Annotated in this window: 14 protein-coding genes; 6 read left to right on the top strand and 8 right to left on the bottom strand. The window is 71.5% G+C overall.

From position 1 onward, the window contains the following. The 4 genes from QA802_RS35130 to pssA all read left to right on the top strand — a co-directional run bounded on the left by QA802_RS35130 (window position 1) and on the right by pssA (window position 3,384). The gene (locus QA802_RS35130; RefSeq protein WP_334531411.1) at window positions 1-507 is read left to right on the top strand and encodes a MaoC family dehydratase; all 507 of its coding nucleotides are present in this window, start codon (window positions 1-3) and stop codon (window positions 505-507) included. 3 nt (window positions 508-510) lie between these two features. Then, the gene (locus QA802_RS35125) at window positions 511-1,716 is read left to right on the top strand and encodes an acyl-CoA dehydrogenase family protein (protein WP_334531408.1); all 1,206 of its coding nucleotides are present in this window, start codon (window positions 511-513) and stop codon (window positions 1,714-1,716) included. Between the two features lie 170 nt (window positions 1,717-1,886). Next, window positions 1,887-2,543: a phosphatidylserine decarboxylase gene (locus QA802_RS35120; RefSeq protein WP_057582234.1), complete on the top strand. Its 657-nt coding sequence runs from the start codon at window positions 1,887-1,889 to the stop codon at window positions 2,541-2,543. Between the two features lie 22 nt (window positions 2,544-2,565). Continuing rightward, on the top strand, window positions 2,566-3,384 hold the full coding sequence (pssA, locus tag QA802_RS35115; RefSeq protein ID WP_266728994.1) for a CDP-diacylglycerol--serine O-phosphatidyltransferase: 819 nt from the start codon (window positions 2,566-2,568) through the stop codon (window positions 3,382-3,384). A gap of 113 nt (window positions 3,385-3,497) precedes the next feature. Here pssA and QA802_RS35110 read toward each other — a convergent pair whose 3' ends face one another. Together QA802_RS35110 and QA802_RS35105 are read right to left on the bottom strand one after the other, a co-directional pair. After that, a complete protein-coding gene (locus tag QA802_RS35110; RefSeq protein WP_334535066.1) occupies window positions 3,498-4,616 on the bottom strand; it encodes a glycerate kinase in 1,119 nt (372 codons plus the stop codon). Window positions 4,617-4,985: 369 nt separating this feature from the next. Continuing rightward, window positions 4,986-5,186, bottom strand: a complete 201-nt coding sequence (locus QA802_RS35105; protein WP_319170293.1) for a type II toxin-antitoxin system VapB family antitoxin — start codon at window positions 5,184-5,186, stop codon at window positions 4,986-4,988. A 106-nt stretch (window positions 5,187-5,292) separates the two neighbouring features. Here QA802_RS35105 and QA802_RS35100 point away from each other — a divergent pair, with 106 nt between their 5' ends. Beyond that, window positions 5,293-6,027: an SIR2 family NAD-dependent protein deacylase gene (locus QA802_RS35100; protein WP_334531404.1), complete on the top strand. Its 735-nt coding sequence runs from the start codon at window positions 5,293-5,295 to the stop codon at window positions 6,025-6,027. Between the two features lie 107 nt (window positions 6,028-6,134). On the opposite strand, the gene QA802_RS35095 is transcribed toward QA802_RS35100, so the two are convergent. The 5 genes from QA802_RS35095 to lpdA all read right to left on the bottom strand — a co-directional run bounded on the left by QA802_RS35095 (window position 6,135) and on the right by lpdA (window position 12,069). Continuing rightward, entirely contained in the window at window positions 6,135-6,632 is a 498-nt protein-coding gene (locus tag QA802_RS35095) for a methylated-DNA--[protein]-cysteine S-methyltransferase (protein ID WP_334531401.1), read from the bottom strand. 9 nt (window positions 6,633-6,641) lie between these two features. Then, the gene (locus QA802_RS35090) at window positions 6,642-8,120 is read right to left on the bottom strand and encodes an AlkA N-terminal domain-containing protein (protein WP_334535064.1); all 1,479 of its coding nucleotides are present in this window, start codon (window positions 8,118-8,120) and stop codon (window positions 6,642-6,644) included. 638 nt (window positions 8,121-8,758) lie between these two features. Further along, complete coding sequence (locus QA802_RS35085) at window positions 8,759-9,238, bottom strand: DUF7144 family membrane protein (RefSeq protein WP_334531398.1); 480 nt, start codon at window positions 9,236-9,238, stop codon at window positions 8,759-8,761. After that, a complete protein-coding gene (locus QA802_RS35080) occupies window positions 9,235-10,521 on the bottom strand; it encodes a hypothetical protein (protein WP_334531395.1) in 1,287 nt (428 codons plus the stop codon). Before QA802_RS35080 ends, QA802_RS35085 begins: the two co-directional genes overlap by 4 nt. Window positions 10,522-10,656: 135 nt before the next feature. Then, a complete protein-coding gene (gene lpdA / locus QA802_RS35075) occupies window positions 10,657-12,069 on the bottom strand; it encodes a dihydrolipoyl dehydrogenase (protein ID WP_334531392.1) in 1,413 nt (470 codons plus the stop codon). 148 nt (window positions 12,070-12,217) lie between these two features. On the opposite strand from lpdA, the gene QA802_RS35070 reads away from it, so the two are divergent. Beyond that, on the top strand, window positions 12,218-12,553 hold the full coding sequence (locus QA802_RS35070) for a DUF6980 family protein (RefSeq protein ID WP_443042220.1): 336 nt from the start codon (window positions 12,218-12,220) through the stop codon (window positions 12,551-12,553). Between the two features lie 237 nt (window positions 12,554-12,790). Here QA802_RS35070 and QA802_RS35065 read toward each other — a convergent pair whose 3' ends face one another. After that, entirely contained in the window at window positions 12,791-16,738 is a 3,948-nt protein-coding gene (locus QA802_RS35065; RefSeq protein ID WP_334531386.1) for a glycoside hydrolase family 2 TIM barrel-domain containing protein, read from the bottom strand. Between the last annotated feature and the right edge of the window lie 28 nt (window positions 16,739-16,766).

Below are 16,766 nucleotides of genomic sequence, written 5' to 3'. Positions count from 1 at the left end.
ATGCAGTTCGGACGCACCTACGAGGAGTTCGAGGTCGGGGCGACGTACAAGCACTGGCCCGGCAAGACGGTCACGGAGTACGACGACCACCTGTTCTGCCTCCTCACCATGAACCACCACCCGCTCCACATGGACAGCAACTACGCGGAGAAGACGACCGACTTCGGCAAGAACGTCGTCGTGGGCAACTACATCTACTCGCTGCTGCTCGGCATGTCCGTGCCGGACGTCTCCGGCAAGGCGATCGCCAACCTGGAGATCGAGTCGCTCAAGCACATCGCCCCGACGTTCCACGGCGACACGATCTACGGCCAGACGACCGTGCTCGACAAGTGGCCGTCGAAGTCGAAGAACGACCGCGGCATCGTCCACGTCGAGACCAAGGGCTACAAGCAGGACGGCACGCTGGTCTGCGTGTTCCGCCGCAAGGTGATGGTGCCGACCGAGACGTACATCAAGGAGCGCGGCGGCGAGCAGCCCGGCCGCCCGGAACTTCAGGAAGGCTGATCGATGGCCCGCCTCGCCCAGACCGCCGGTCTGACCGACGTCCAGCAGGAGATCCTCTCCACCGTCCGCGACTTCGTGGACAAGGAGATCATCCCGGTCGCCACCGAGCTGGAGCACCGCGACGAGTACCCGCAGGCAATCGTCGACGGCCTCAAGGAGTTGGGCCTGTTCGGTCTGATGATCCCCGAGGAGTACGGCGGTCTCGGCGAGTCGCTCCTCACCTACGCCCTGTGCGTCGAGGAGATCGCCCGCGGCTGGATGTCCGTCTCCGGCATCGTCAACACGCACTTCATCGTGGCGTACATGCTCAAGCAGCACGGCACGCAGCAGCAGAAGGACCACTACCTGCCGCGCATGGCGGCCGGCGACATCCGGGGCGCGTTCTCGATGTCGGAGCCGGGTCTCGGCTCGGACGTGTCGGCGATCACGTCGAAGGCGGTGAAGGACGGCGAGGAGTACGTCCTCAACGGCCAGAAGATGTGGCTGACGAACGGCGGAACGTCGTCCCTGGTGGCCGTTCTGGTGCGAAGTGACGAAGGACACCCCGAGGGGACGGCCCCCCACAAGTCGATGACGACCTTCCTGATCGAGAAGGAGCCCGGCTTCGGCGAGGTCCGCCCCGGCCTGACCATCCCCGGCAAGATCGACAAGATGGGCTACAAGGGCGTCGACACCACCGAGCTCATCATGGACGGCCTGCGGCTTTCCCCCGACAGCGTGCTCGGCGGAGCCACCGGCCGAGGTTTTTACCAAATGATGGACGGCGTCGAGGTGGGCCGCGTGAACGTCGCGGCACGTGGCTGCGGCGTCGCTCACCGTGCCTTCGAGCTGGGCGTCGGCTATGCCCAGCAGCGCCACACCTTCGGCAAGCCGATCGCCCAGCACCAGGCGATCCAGTTCAAGCTGGCCGAGATGGCTACCAAGGTCGAGGCCGCTCATGCGATGATGGTGAACGCCGCACGCAAAAAGGACTCCGGAGAACGAAACGACCTCGAGGCGGGGATGGCGAAGTACCTCGCCTCCGAATACTGCAAAGAGGTCGTGGAGGACTCCTTCCGTATCCACGGGGGCTACGGTTTCTCCAAGGAGTACGAGATCGAGCGCCTCTACCGGGAGGCCCCGATGTTGCTGATCGGTGAAGGCACCGCCGAAATCCAGAAAATGATCATCGGTCGCCGGTTGCTCGAGGAGTATCGGTTCCAGGGCTGATTGTCCCAGTTGGGGGTGTTTTCTTCGAGAAGAAGATCACACCCCGTCAACTTCCCTGTGCTGTCGACTCGGCTTCCTGACTTACCCAGTTGTGGCCCCGAACCGCTACGATCGCGGAAAGCCGCCGTCCCCCCGTCGAAGCGCGGCATCATCCGCTACGAAGGTCATCCATGCCCCACAGCCAAACCTCTGCACACCGCGACAGCCTGGTAGGCGCACGCCTCGCGCGCGGAGCATCGCCGTGGCTTCTGCCGACCGTCGCCACCGCAGCCGTCAGCCTCCTGCGCGCCCGTCGCTCGGGCGCCGCCAAGGCCGTCGCCGTGCCCGCCACCGCTCTCGCGGCGGGCATGCTGTGGTTCTTCCGCGACCCCGAGCGCGAGATCGCGGAGGGCCGGGTCATCTCCCCCGCCGACGGCGTGGTGCAGAGCATCATGCCGTGGAAGGACGGGCGCACCCGGGTCGCGATCTTCATGAGCCCGCTCAACGTCCACGTCAACCGCGCGCCGCTGGCCGGCACCGTGACGTCGGTCGAGCACATCCCCGGCGGATTCGTGCCGGCGTTCAACAAGGAGAGCGAGAACAACGAGCGCGTGGTCTGGCACTTCGACACCGAGCTCGGTGACATCGAGATGATCCAGATCGCCGGAGCCGTGGCCCGCCGCATCGTCCCCTACATCCCCGAGGGCACGAAGGTCGAGCAGGGCGAGCGGATCGGCCTGATCCGCTTCGGCTCGCGTGTCGACATCTACCTGCCCGAGGGCGTGGACGTCGCGGTCGAGGTGGGGCAGAAGACCGTGGCAGGGGTGACTCGCATTGACCGTGATTGACCCGGAGACCCAGGCGGGCTGGGTGCCCGAGGCCGACGAGGTGGACGACGACGAGGAGATGCCGCTCTCGCTGCGTCTGTCGATAGCGGACACGCTCACCCTCGGCAACGCCACGTGCGGCTTCATGGCGGTGTACTTCACCACCACCGGCATCCTGATCCCGCACCTCACCGGCAGCCAGGAATCCGGCATGGCCCGCCACAGCGCGGCCACGGCGGTCATCCTGATGCTCTGCGCGGCGATCTTCGACCTCTTCGACGGCCTGGTCGCGCGCAAGCTGCGCTCCTCCCCGATGGGCGCGGAGCTGGACAACCTGTCGGACCTGATCAGCTTCGGTCTGGCCCCGGCGTACTTCGTCCTCGTCTACGGCATGGTCGCCGACGACGCCCATCAACGGGTGGCGGCGGTCGGCGCGATCGTGGTCCTGCTGGCGGTGGTGCTCCGGCTCGCGAGATTCTCGTGCGTCACCGTCAAGGACGGCACCTTCCAGGGCATGCCGTCGCCGTTCGGCGCGCTCACCGTCGTCTCGATCGTGCTGCTCGGCCTGCCGTTCGAGGCGACCCTGATGGCCATCCTGGGCACTGCCTGGCTGATGGTGAGCCGGGTCGAGTACCCGAAGCCGCGGGGCCGCCTCGCCGGTGCGGTGCTCATCTGGATCGTGCTGTCGATGGGCCTGCTGGCGGCCTGGGCGTTCGACGCGCCGAGCGGTCAGCTGCTGCTCCAGACGGGCTGCGCGCTGCAGCTGGTCATGGGCGCGGTCATCCCGCTGTTCGCCACGGCCCGCCGGGTGAACAACTTCCGCGACAACCGCCGCGAGGCACGCGCGGGACAGCTGCCGTAAGCACCCGCGATCGTACGACGGCGGAGGGGCCCGAACCTGATGGTTCGGGCCCCTCCGCCTTTTCTGCTCGCCTTTTCTGCTCGCCTTGCTGCCGCTCCGCGTGCCGTCGCCGGTCAGCTCAGGAAGTCGCGGCCGATCCGCTCGGCGACGCGCTCCAGGATCGGTCCCGCGTCCGCGATGCACGTGGCGACGTCCGGCTCGACGTCGGTGAGCGGGTACGCCCGGCGGATGCCGGCCCGTCCCAGCTCGGCCGGCGGCAGCGCGAGGCGGCCGCAGACGGCGACGACCTCCTTGCCGGCCGCCCGGGCGGCGGCGGCGACACCCGCGGGCGCCTTGCCGTGCAGGGTCTGCTCGTCCAGCGAGCCCTCCCCCGTGATCACCAGCTCGGCCCGCTCCAGCGCCGGCGCGAAGCCCAGCACGTCGAGCATGACCTCGATCCCGGCGCGGAAGCGGGCGCCGACCAGCAACGCCCCGTAACCGATGCCGCCCGCGGCGCCGGCGCCCGGCGCGTCGGCGTACTCGGCGGCCCGCGGCCCGACCGACTCCTCCAGCACGCGCGCGTAGTGCGCGAGCGCCGCGTCCAGCGTCTCGACGTCGTCCGGCGAGGCGCCCTTCTGCGGGCCGTACACCGTCGGCGCACCCTTGGGACCGGTCAGCGGGTTGTCGACGTCGCTCGCCAGCACCAGTTCCACGGCGGCGAGGCGGGGGTCCAGGGCCGACAGGTCCGCGCGGGCCAGCCGCGCGAGGCCGCCGCCGCCCGGCGGCACCGGCTCGCCGTCCTCGTCGAGGAACCGCGCGCCGAGCGCCGAGAGCATGCCCGCTCCGCCGTCCGTGCTCGCGCTGCCGCCGACGCCGAACACGATCGTCGCCGCGCCCGCGTCGAGCGCGGCCCGCAGCAGCTCGCCCGAGCCGTACGTCGACGCCGTGAGCGGGGCGAGGACGCCTGCCGGGAGCCGTTGCAGTCCGCTCGCCTCCGCCATCTCCACCACCGCGGTGTCGCCGCGCACCGCGAACGCGGCCGTCACCTCCTGGCCGAGCGGCCCGGCGACCCGCGCCTCGCGGCGTTCGAAGCCGGCCGCGACCGCCGCGGCGACCGTCCCGTCGCCGCCGTCGGCGACGGGCAGCGCCTCCACCTCGACGTCCGGCACGGCCCGGCGCAGCCCGACCGTCACCCGCTCGGCGACCTCCACGGCCGTCAGCGAGCCCTTGAACTTGTCCGCGGCCACCAGCACCCGTCGTCGGGTGCCCTGCCGTGCAGCGTCCGTCACCTTGCCATCCCCTTGCTCTCCGGGCCCCGCGCGCATCGGGGCCGGTCGCGCCGTTGTGACCTTAACCGCAGCGGGCCCGCGCCGTCATGCGGTGCCCGGCCCCTGGACCCGCCCCAGGACCGCCCGGGAGACGCGCGGGAGAGGCGCGGGAGACGCGCGGGAGAGGCGCGGGAGACGCGCGGGAGAGGCGCGGGAGACGCGCCCCGCCGGTTACGCTTCCGGGATGACCGCCGCCAGCACCGCTGGGCCACCGGGTGCCGGCCGCCCTGGACGCCCTGGCGGACGGCTCGGTGACGGCCGAGCCGGAGAACGGCCGTCCGGTGGACTGAGCTCTCAGCCCTCGACGTCGCGCGGCTTGCCGTCCACCTCGCGCAGCGCCTCGTCACGGACGGCCGTGCGGGCCTCCGTGCGGTGACCGCGGGCGATGTAGTCGCGCACGACCAGCTCGACGGCGTCCTGGGGGCTGCCCACACCCGTGAGCACCATGACCTCGACGACGAGTTCGGCGTCGAGCGAGACGGATACCTTGGCCATCCCGGGAAGGTAGCACCGGACACCCCGCCCCGGGCAGTATCCGGGCAGGCAACCCGGGCTTCCAATACGCTCGCGGCCGTCGAACGCCCGCCCTACGCTCGAGCACATGAGCAAGCCCCTTGTCGCCATCCTCAGCGGTGCAGGCGTCTCCACCGATTCCGGCATCCCTGACTACCGCGGACCGAACGGGCTGTGGCGACGGGACCCGGAGGCGGAGAAGCTCGTCACCTACGAGCACTACATGGGCGACCCGGAGATCCGGCGGCGCTCGTGGCAGATGCGGCGCAAGAGCCAGGCGTTGCAGGCCGAGCCGAACGCCGCGCACCTGGCCGTCGCCGAGCTCGAGAAGTCCGGGGTCCCCGTACGAGTGATCACCCAGAACGTGGACGGGCTCCATCAACTCGCCGGCGTGCCGGCCCGCAAGGTCCTGGAGCTGCACGGCACCGCCCGCAGCGTCGTGTGCACGAAGTGCCGGGTCCGCGGGCCGATGGCGGACGCCCTGGCCCGCCTGGAGGCCGGCGAGGACGACCCGCGCTGCCCGCAGTGCGGCGGAATCCTCAAGTCGGCCACCGTCATGTTCGGCGAGCGGCTCGACCCGGTCGTCCTCGGCGAGGCGCTCGCGATCAGCAAGGCCTGCACCGTGTTCATCGCCGTCGGCACCAGCCTGCGCGTACAGCCCGCCGCGGGACTCGCCGGCGTCGCCGCCGATCACGGAGCCCGCCTGATCGTCGTCAACGCCGAGCCGACACCGTACGACGACATCGCCGACGACGTGATCCGCGAGCCCATCGGCACCGCCCTGCCGCGACTCCTGCGCACCCTCGCGAAGGAGAACGCGTAGAGCCCTTCCGGGCGGGCGGGCCACGAGGCGCACCCCAGATGGACGGGCCCAGGGTGGGCCCAGGGCGTGTTTCGAAAGTCCCGTCTGCCCGGCGACGCCTGGCACGCCTAGAACAAGGTCCGCTCGGCCGCGGCGGCGGCGCTCTCGAAGTCCAGCAGACGGCGCTTGCGGTCCAGTCCGCCGCCGTAGCCGGTGAGGCCGCCGCCGGCGCCGATCACACGGTGACAGGGCACGATGATGCCGATGGGGTTCTTGCCGTTGGCGAGGCCCACGGCGCGGGAGGCGCCCGGACTGCCGAGGTTGTCGGCGAGTTCGCCGTAGCTGCGGGTCTCACCGTAGGGGATCCTGCGCAACCCGGCCCAGACGCTGCGCTGGAACGGGGTTCCGTGCAGGCGCAGTTCGAGGGTGAACTCGGTGAGCTCGCCCGCGAAGTAGGCCGTCAGCTGCTCCTCGGCGGCCCCGAAGCGAGTGTCGTCCCGGGCGCCGAAGTCCTCCTCGGGCGGCCGGTGGCGCTGGTCGGTCATGTAGAGGCCGCACAGGACGCCGTCGTCGGCGACGAGGGTGAGCGGGCCGTACGGACTGTCGAAGATCGTGTGCTGCTTCACGGAACATCCTTATACCGGAAGGAAGTTGATCGGGTGGCTGTCGGTCGCCCAGAGGTACTGGACGGCGTACGCGCGCCAGGGGCGCCAGGCCGCCGCCCGTGCGGTGAGCGCCGCCGGGGTCGAGGGCAGGCCCAACTCCTGTGCGGCGCGCCGGATTCCGAGGTCGGTGGGCAGGAAGGCGTCGGGGTCGCCGAGGGCGCGCATCGCGATGACGTCGGTGGTCCAGGGACCGAATCCGGGCAGCGCGAGGAGTCTGGCGCGGGCCTCGGGCCAGTCGCTCTCCGCGCCGAGGCGCAGGGTGCCGGCGGCGAGTTCGCGCACGAGGGTGGTGAAGGTGGTGCGGCGGATGCGGGGCATGGCGAGGGACTCGGGGTCGAGCTCGGCCAGAGCCTCGGGGGCCGGGAAGAGGTGGGTGAGGCCGCCCTCGGGATCGTCCACCGGGTCGCCGTGTGCGGTGACCAGGCGGGCGGCGTGGGTGCGGGCGGCCGCGGTGGAGACCTGCTGGCCGAGCACGGCGCGTACGGCGAACTCCGCCTCGTCGACCGTGCGCGGCACACGCCGGCCGGGCGCCTTGTCCACCAGGGGCGCGAGCAGCGGGTCCGTGCGCAGTTGGTCGTCGACGGCGACCGGGTCGGCGTCCAGGTCGAGCATCCGCCGGCAGCGGCTGATGGCGACGGTGAGATCGCGCAGGTCGCTGAGGGTGAGACGGCAGCCGATGTGGTCGGGGTTCGGGGTGAGCGCCACGACGCCGTGCCCGTACGGCAGCCGCAGCGTGCGCCGGAAGGCGCCGTCCCGCCACTCCTCCACGCCGGGGACTGCGGTCGCGGCGAGATGTCCGAACAGGTTGTCGGGGTTGAGGGGGGCGCGGAAGGGGAGGCGCAGGGCGAGCGTTCCGGGCGTCGTCGGGCCGGCCGGGGTGTCCTTGCGCGGGACGCGGGCGCGCAGTTCGCCGGGAGCGAGGGCGAACACCTCGCGCACGGTGTCGTTGAAGGTGCGTACGGAGGCGAAACCGGCGGCGAACGCGACGTCCGCCATGGGCAGTTCGGTGGTCTCGATGAGGAGGCGGGCGGTCTGGGCGCGCTGGGCGCGGGCCAACGCGAGCGGCCCCGCGCCGAGTTCGGCGGCGAGTTGGCGTTCGACCTGACGGGTGCTGTAGCCGAGCCGGGCGGCGAGCCCGGGGACGCCTTCGCGGTCGACGACGCCGTCCGCGATCAGTCGCATGGCCCGGGCGACGAGGTCGGCTCGCTGGTTCCACTCCGGGGAGCCGGGGCTGGTGTCGGGCCGGCAGCGCTTGCAGGCGCGGAAACCGGCCTGCTGGCAGGCGGCTGCGCTCGGCTGGAAGACCATGTTCTCCGGCTTGGGCGGCACCGCGGGGCAGCTCGGCCGGCAGTAGATGCCGGTGGTCAGGACGGCGGTGAAGAACCAGCCGTCGAAGCGCGCGTCCTTGGACCGGACGGCGCGCACACAGCGCTCGCGGTCGGTGTGCATCCCGTTCTGCATGGGTCCAGCATCGTCCCGGAACCACTCCGACGCTGGCGGAAATCCGACATCAGCGTCGCCTGCCCTGCGCCGCCCGCCGGCCCTGCGCCGCCCGCCGGGCGTGCCCCGGTCGCCGGGCGTGCCCCGGTCGCCGGGCGTGCCCCGGTCGGCGGGCGTGCCCCGGTCGGTGGGCGTGCCCCGGTCGGTGGGCGTGCCCCGGTCGGTGGTGCGGCGCGGCTCAGCGGGTCGCGCGCGGGGCCGCGGGCCTGCACCGGTCGGCAGGCCCGCGCGGCTCCACGGCCCTGCGCAGCTCCACGGTCGTGCGCCGGTCGGCGGGCCTGCACCGGGCGGCGGTGCGGCGCGGCTCGGCGGGTCGTGCGCGGGGCCACGAGCCTTGCACCGGTCGGTGGTGCGGCGCGGGCGCGGACCTGCGCGGCCCAGGGGTTGTGCGCGGGCTCCACGGCCCTGCGCTGTCCAGCGGTCCGGCACGGCTCAGGCGGCGGCTCCACGGCGCGGCGCGGGTCCGCGGGCCTGCCGGTCAGCGATGCGGCGTGGCTCCGCGGGCCTGCGTCGGTTCCACGGCCTGCGCCGCCGAGTGGTCCAGACCCGCGGCTCCGCGGGCCTGGGCGGCCGCGGGTCGGCGCGGCTCAGCGGGTCGGCGCGGGGCCCCGGGTCTGCCAGGAGATCAGGGACCAGATCACGAAGGCGTCGATCGCCATGACGACGATCGACCAGAGCGGCTCGTACGGCAGGAACAGGAACTGCAGGACGAGGCTCAGCGCGGCGAGGAAGACGCCGGTGAAGCGGGCCCAGGCCATCCCCCTGAGCAGGGCCGCGCCGGTCACGGCGGCGAGGGCGCCCAGCACGACGTGGATCCAGCCCCAGCCGGTGAGGCTGAGCTCGTAGACGTAGGAGCCGACGCGGGCGTAGACGTCGTCCTCGGCGATGGCCGCGATGCCCTGGAGGACGGCGAGCACGCCTGCGCAGAGCATCAGGACGCCGGCGAAGACGATGCCGTCGCCGAGCCGTCCGTGGCCCGGGGCGGGCGGGCGCGATCCGCCGCGCGGCGCGGACCACGCGGTGCCGATCTCGCCGTGCGGGTCGCCGGCCGGGGGGTGCGCGCTCATGCGGGGAGGTCCTTTCGGCGGGGCCGGGTCGCCAGGAAGTCGACGACCGCGAGCGCGAAGAGCAGGGCGAGGGCGAGACCGACGACGACCCAGCCCGTCGGGTAGGGCCACAGGAGGAAGGCCAGGACGGCTCCCGCGGCCAGGATCCACGTGATCCAGGTGCGGTAGCGGTCCACGAACGGGCCGACGGGGCCGGTGCGCATTCCGGCGTGCTCGGCGGTCGTGCGGACGGCGCCGATGCCCGAGTGCCACAGCCGCCGTACGAGAGCGGCGTGCCGGCCGGGCCCGGTCAGCCAGGCGGCGAGGGCGACGACCACGCCGACGGCGACCACCGACCGCACGGAGGTGCGCAGGAAGCGCACGAGCGTGTCGTACACGGACCCGGCGGCCGGCTGGGAGACGCCGGACGGCAGGGCGTCCAGGTAGACGGCTCGGAAGACGGTCAGCGCGACGCCCAGGAGGAGCGCGGCGAAGGCGAAGCAGAGCGCGGCGACGATCAGGACGCGGCGGCGGTGGGCCGACAGCAGGACGCCGGCCGCGACCAGCAGGACCGCGACGACGGGCAGCCAGAAGCCCACCAGTTGCAGCACCCGGAAGTAGGTCTTGACCTTGCCGATGTCCTCGGACCTGACGAGGGTGAAGTCGGTGTGGATCTCGGGGATCTTGCCCGCGATCGTCACGCCGGAGTCGACGAGACGTTGCTTGACCTGGTCGACGACCGGCGCGAGGTCGAGCGTCACCGTGTCGTTCTCGATCTTCACCGCGCCGCCGCCGCTGCCGGTGAGGGCCTTCTCGACGGAGCTGTGGATCCTGCGGTTGGCGTCGGTCCAGATCTTCTGGAAGGCGTCGGAGGCGACGACCGCCTGCGCCTTGTCGTGCACGAAGCTGCGGACGGCGTCCTCGAGCGCCGGGCCGAGCCTGCCGAGGGCCTTCTCCAGCAGGGGCCGCTGGGCGGGGGCGGCGTCCTGGAGGAGCGCGGTGAGGTCGATGCGCTGCATCAGCACGTCGGTGACGCGGTCGGCGGCCGCGTTCTGGACGTCCTTGTCGGCGGCCAGCGGGCGCACGGTGTCGACGTAGCGGCCGGTGTCGCCCACGATGCTGGACGTCCAGGCCGCCACCAGCCCGAGCGGGGCCAGGACACAGCCGAGGACGATCAGGACGACCGCCAGGGTCGAGCGGACCCGGTGGTGGGCGGGCGGACGTCTGCGCTCCGCCTCCAGTGCGGCGACGCGGGCCCGGAGCAGCTCCAGTTCCACGTCGGCGGGAACACCGCTGTCCGACATGCCGCACTCCCTCGCCGTCGGCTCCGCCCGGTCCCTGTCGGGTCCGGTGGGTGCCAGCACACCCCGGGCGTGTGGCGGCGGCGAGCGCGGCGTGGCCGTTCGGGTGAACGGCCACGCCGCCCGCGGCGCGTGCGACTACATGTTGATCATGTGGCCGGCCAGGCCGTGCACGGCTTCCTTGACGGCCTCGCTCAGGGTCGGGTGGGCGTGCACGTTGCGGGCGACCTCGTGGACGGTGAGGTCCCACTGCTGGGCGAGGGTGAGTTCGGGGAGGAGTTCGGTGACGTCGGGGCCGATGAGGTGGCCGCCGAGGAGTTCGCCGTATTTGGCGTCGCTGATGAGCTTGACGAAGCCGGTGGTGTCGCCGAGGCCGTGCGACTTGCCGTTCGCGGTGAACGGGAACTTGGCGACCTTGACGTCGTAGCCGAGCTCGCGGGCCTGGGCCTCGGTGTAGCCGAAGCTGGCGATCTGGGGCTGGCAGAACGTGGCGCGCGGGATCATGGCGTAGTCGAGCTCCATGGTCTCGGCGCCGGCGATGGTCTCGGCTGCGATGATGCCCATCGCCTCGGCGGTGTGCGCGAGCATCAGCTTGGCGGTGACGTCGCCGATGGCGTAGATGTGCGGGACCGAGGTGCGGCAGCGGCCGTCGACGTCGATCGCGCCGCGTTCGGTGACCGCGACCCCGGTGTGCTCCAGGCCGTAACCGGTGACGTTGGGGGCGAAGCCGATCGCCTGGAGGACCTTGTCGGCCTCGAGGACCTGCTGGGCGCCGTCCTTGCCGGTGACGGTGACACGGACCTGGGGGCCGGACTCGTCGATCGCGTCGACGCGGGTGGAGGTGAGGACGTCGATGCCCAGCTTGCGGTACTGGCGGGCGAGTTCGGCGGACACCTCGGCGTCCTCCAGGGGCGCCATACGGTCCAGGAACTCGACGATCGTGACCTTCACGCCGTAGTTGTGCAGGACGTACGCGAACTCGATGCCGATCGCGCCGGCGCCCGCGACGACGATCGACTGCGGGAGGTCGTCTGCGAGGATCTGCTCCTCGTACGTCACCACGCGGGCGGTGCGCTTGGTGCCGGGGAGCAGTTTGGGGGTGGCCCCGGTGGCGATGATGCAGTGGTCGAAACCGATGGTGCGGGTTTCCCCGTCGTAACCGGTTACCGTGAGGGTGCGGTCGTCCACGAACGTGCCGCGGCCGTCAAGCTCGGTGATCTTGTTCTTCTTCATCAGGTAGTGGACGCCCTTGACCCGGCCGTCGGCGACCTTGCGGCTGCGGCGGTAGGCCTCGCCGTAGTCGAAGGAGACCTGTCCGTCGACCCTGATGCCGAAGGTCTTGGCCTCGCGGGTGAAGATGTGGGCGAGTTCGGCGTTGCGCAGGAGCGCTTTGGTGGGGATGCAGCCCACGTTGAGACAGACGCCGCCCCAGTACTTCTCCTCGACTACGGCGACGCGCTTGCCCAGTTGCGCGGCCCGGACCGCGGCGACGTAGCCGCCGGGGCCCGCCCCGAGGACCACGACGTCGAAGCGTTCGTCCTGCTCGGCCATGGGAGTTTCCTTTTCGGTGGAGTTCGGTGGAGTTCGGTGGAGTTCGGTGGAGTGCGTGACGGGTGATGCGGACGGGTGATGCTTGACAGGTGAGGCGTGACGCGTCGTTCCCGTCCGATTCTTCCGCGTCGCCGGGGAGAATGCGCGAGTGATCGAACATTGTTGTGACGAGATGAACAGCCAGGTGAACCAGCGGTGCGCGGAGCACCCCGACCCCTTCGACTGTCCGGACGCGCTGGTGCGGTACGTGCCCCAGTTCCGGGAGTACGGACTGATCATCCATGACGGGGGCACCGCGACCAGCGGGATCGCCCACTGCCCGTGGTGCGGGACCCGGCTGCCCGCGTCGCAGCGGGACCGGTGGTTCGGCGAGCTGAGGGCACGGGGGATCGACCCGTGGGAGGACGATGTTCCTCCGGAGTTCGAGGACGAGCGGTGGCTGCGGGCGGACGGCGGGGGTGCGGGCGACGCGGCACGCGGGTGAGCGCACCGGTGGGCACGGCCCACGCCGGCGCGCGGTGACCGTGCCCACCTTCCTGCTCTGTCCGGTGTTACCGGACCTTGCCGTGTTACCGGACCTTGCTGGTGTTTCCGGGCCTGGCCGGTGTTTCCAGCCTTTGCCGGTGTTTCCGAGCGTGGCCGGTGTTTCCAGCCTTTGCCGGGGGTTTCCGGCGCGGTGTTTCCGGCCGGTACTGGGTGCCAGTGTTGCTGAAACCGATTGCTATGACGTTGCCGTGGGCCGTCGTGAGGTCTTCGTCGCCTCGGTGACGTCCGTCAGCGGCCGCAGCCGGTACGTGTACGCGTAGTCGCGGTCGGCGAACAGCTTGTACTCGTCGTGGGTGTGCGCGCCCCAGCTGTTGTCCCCTCCGACGCCCATCTGCCGGTACGCCAGACGCAGGACGACCTCCTTGCGCGGGGTGAGCTGATAGTCGTGCCGCGCCCCGACCGACAGGTCCTCGGGGGTGAAGTGCGAGGCATTGACCTCCAGGAGCGGCTCCCCGGAGACGAGCAGGCCGTTGCCGTCGTCGTCGGTGAGGGCGACCCAGCGGACGTCCGTCCTGTTGCCGTTCTCCTGCGGGCGCAGATACGGGGTCCACTGGCCGGTGACGGTGCCGGAGTACAGGCCGACGTCGGTGGCGTCGTTGCGGTCCCAGTGGTTCTCCTCGGGACCGCGGCCGTAGTAGTGCAGGTTCTCCAGGCTGCCGGGCAGCAGGAGCAGCGTGCCGACCTCGGGGATGTAGGGCAGCGAGGCCGCGCCCGGGTGCAGGGTGTTGTCGACCTTGATCTCGCCGTTTCCGAAAACGGTGTAGGTGGTGGTGTACGTCGATTCTGTCGTGGTGGGCAGGGTGCCGGCGACCCTGATCTCGACGGCCCGGTCGCGCAGCGCCCGCACGCTCACGCCGGTCACCCGGCGGCGGGCGCCGGCGTCGCGCCAGGTCTGGTTGCGGGTGTGCTGGCCGTTGCCGCGGTCGTTGTCGGTGGGCGCTCGCCAGAAGTTGGGGGCCGGCCCCGAGGTCAGCAACCGGATCCCGCCGGCCCGGTAGGAGGTGATCAGGCCGGTCTTCTTGTCGACGACGACCGAGAAGCCCCGGCCTGTGACGGTGACCGACCCCGCGCCGTCCTCGTACCCGAGTGCCCTGACCGAGCCCAGCGGCACGGAGGTGACCGCGGGGCTGCCCGCGTCCACGGCGAGCTGCGCGCGGGCCGCCTCGAAGCCGGCCCTAGCCCACTTCGTGTGCTCCCTGGTGGTGAACGACAGCTGCAGGAAGTACTCCGCGCCCGCCGCCGGCCGGGCGGGCAGCCGGAACGGCACGGTGATGTTCTTGGTCGACAGCGGCGCCACGTCCAGCTGGGCGCGGCTCAGCTTTCCGCGCTGCATCACCTTGCCGTCCGCCACCAGCTCCCACCGTCCGTCGTACTCGCGGAGGTTGGTGAACAGGTTCTCGTTGGTGAGGGTGACCGCCGCGCCCGGGGCGAGCCGGGCGCCGGTGGCGGGGGTCGCGCCGATCGCCTGGTAGATCCGCTTGACCTCGGCGGACTTGCCGGTGAGCCCGCGGTCGGCGGTGAGGATCCCGTCGCCGGCGAACGCTCCGTCGTTGGGGTTGTCGCCCCAGTCACCGCCGTAGGCGTAGAACGTCTTGTCGCGGGGCCGCTGCTCACCGAAGCCGACGGTGGCGGCGTCGAACCAGAACCGCACGCCGTCGTCGCCGGGCCCGCGGCTGTCGGAGGCCAGCTCGGCGGCGCTCAGCGCGCGGGCGTACACCCGGGCCCGTCGCACGGTTCCGCTGAACTCCCGGGTGGGGTTGTCGACGTCGGTGGCCAGGGACAGCGGCGCGGTGTTGACGGCGGGGCGCACCGAGGTGGTCCGGGTGGCGCGGACCGAGCCGTCGACGTACAGGGTCAGGGTGCCCGCGGCCGCGTCGAAGACGCCCGCGACGTGGTGCTCCGCGCCTGTCCAGCCGGCCGGCAGCGCCCAGCTCGCGGCGGCCCACTGACCGCTGCCGTAGATGAAGAACTCCAGTGTCCTGTCGGTCTGTTTCAGGGCGTAGTGGGTGTCGCCCTTGGCGAGGATCGGCTGGTGGTAACCGGTCACATCCGGGGTTGCCCAGGCTTCCAGGGTGAGGGAGCCGGTCAGGTCCAGCCCTGCGTCACGGGCGAAGACGGTGCCGCCGAAGACGCCCTTGTCGCGGCTGAACCCGCCGCTGGGGGCGATGACCTCACCGCGCAGCGCTGCGGGGCCGGACTCGGTGAACAACTTGCGGGCGGGAGCGGGCCAGGCCAGGGCCTGGTCGGCGAAGTCCCAGATCCAGCCGCCCTGCAGCACGTCGTGACGACGGACGAGATCCCAGTATTTCTTGAAGTTTCCGCTGGAGTTTCCCATCGCGTGGGAGTACTCGATCATCACGTACGGCCGGGTGTCGGCGGTGTCCTTCGCCCTCGCCTCGACGCGGGAGGGGCTGTCGTACATCTCGGAGCGGATGTCGCTGATCCCCGGCCGGTCGTCGCCCTCGTACTGGATGACGCGCGTGGTGTCGTAGGAGCGGATCCAGTCGTGCATGGCGTTGAACGTGGTGCCGCCGCCCGCCTCGTTGCCGAGCGACCAGATGACGACCGAGGCGTGGTTCTTGTCCCGGTGGACCATGTTCTGCGCACGGGCCACGCAGGCCGTCGTCCACTCGGCGTGGTTGCCGGGGTACTGGCCGCGGATGCCGTGGGTCTCGAGGTTGGTCTCGTCGACGAGGTACAGGCCGTACTCGTCGGCGAGTTCGAGCCACTGCGGGTTGTTGGGATAGTGCGAGGTGCGGACGCTGTTGATGTTCAGCCGCTTGATGATCCGGATGTCCTCGACCATGTCGGCGCGGGTGAGTGCCGAGCCGTGCCGGGGGTGCATCTCGTGCCGGTTGGTGCCCCGGAAGGAGACGGGGCGGCCGTTGATGCGCATGAGGCCGTCCCGGAGCGCGAATTCGCGGAAGCCGACACGGTGGGAAAGGGTTTCGATCACCTTTCCGGCCGGGTCGCGCAGGCGGAGCACGGCCGTGTAGAGGTTCGGCTGTTCGGCGGACCACAGGCGCGGCGCGGGCACGGCCTTCGCGGCCTGGACGGTGCTCTCGTCCCCGGCGGCGAGGGTGACGGCCTGGACCAGCGGTCTGGGCCACACCGGGTGGCCCTTCGCGTCGTACAGCTGGGTCTCGACGGCGTACCGGCCGGCGCCCTCGCCGCCGTAGTCCCGCACGCTGGCGGTGACCGCCAGTTCGGCCGCCCGGTAGTCGTCGCTCAGCGGGGTGTCCAGCCGGAAGTCGCGCAGGTGGACGGCGGGCGTGGAGTAGAGGTAGACCGAGCGGAAGATGCCGCTCAGCCGGATCATGTCCTGGTCCTCCAGCCAGTCGCCGTCGGAGTAGCGGTAGACCTCCACGGCGATCTGGTTGACGCCCTCCTTGAGGTGCGCGGTGATGTCGTACTCGGCCGGGTCGTAGGAGTCCTCGTGGTAGCCGACGAGCGCCCCGTTGATCCACACGTAGTGGGCGGACTTGACGCCCTCGAAGTGGAGGAAGGTGCGCCGTCCGGACCAGCCGCGCGGGACCGTGAAGGTGCGGCGGTACTGGCCGACGGGGTTGTAGCGGGTGGGTGCGGCGGGCGGCTGCGCCTCCTCGCCCAGGCCGTTGGGGCCCCACCAGGGGTAGGTGATGTTGACGTAGATCGGGCGGTCGTAGCCGTGCAGCTGCCAGGCGGAGGGGACGGGGAGGGTGTCCCAGCCGCGGTCGTCCAGGTCGGTCCGGTAGAAGTCGGCGTCGCGGTCGTCGGGGCGTTCGGCGTGCGCGAACTTCCAGACGCCGTCGAGACTCAGCCGGTACGGCGAGCGCGTGCGGTCGGCCGTCAGGGCCTGGGTGACGTCGGCGTACGGCATGAGGGTGGTGTGCGGGACCTCGACGCCCAGCCGGAAGACGTCGATGCGGCCGTTCCATTCGGGGGCGCCGTCGGCGGCCCCCGCCTCGTCGGACGTCAGGGCCGCGCGCGCGGCGGTGGGCGCGGACAGGGTGAGCGCGCCGAGAACGGCGGCCGACCCTTCGAGCAGCCGGCGACGGCTGACGGCCGTCCGCGGGCGGTGGTCCGGCTCCGCCCACCGGGGGCGGTCCGGCTGGTCCATGGGTGACACGTGCGGGTGCGACATGACCACGACCTTCCTCGGGGCGATCCAT

It is taken from the genome of Streptomyces sp. B21-105, assembly GCF_036898465.1.
Taxonomy (GTDB): Bacteria; Actinomycetota; Actinomycetes; order Streptomycetales; family Streptomycetaceae; genus Streptomyces.
Note: the sequence above shows the minus strand (reverse complement) of the source record. Positions and strands in the feature narration are given on the sequence as shown.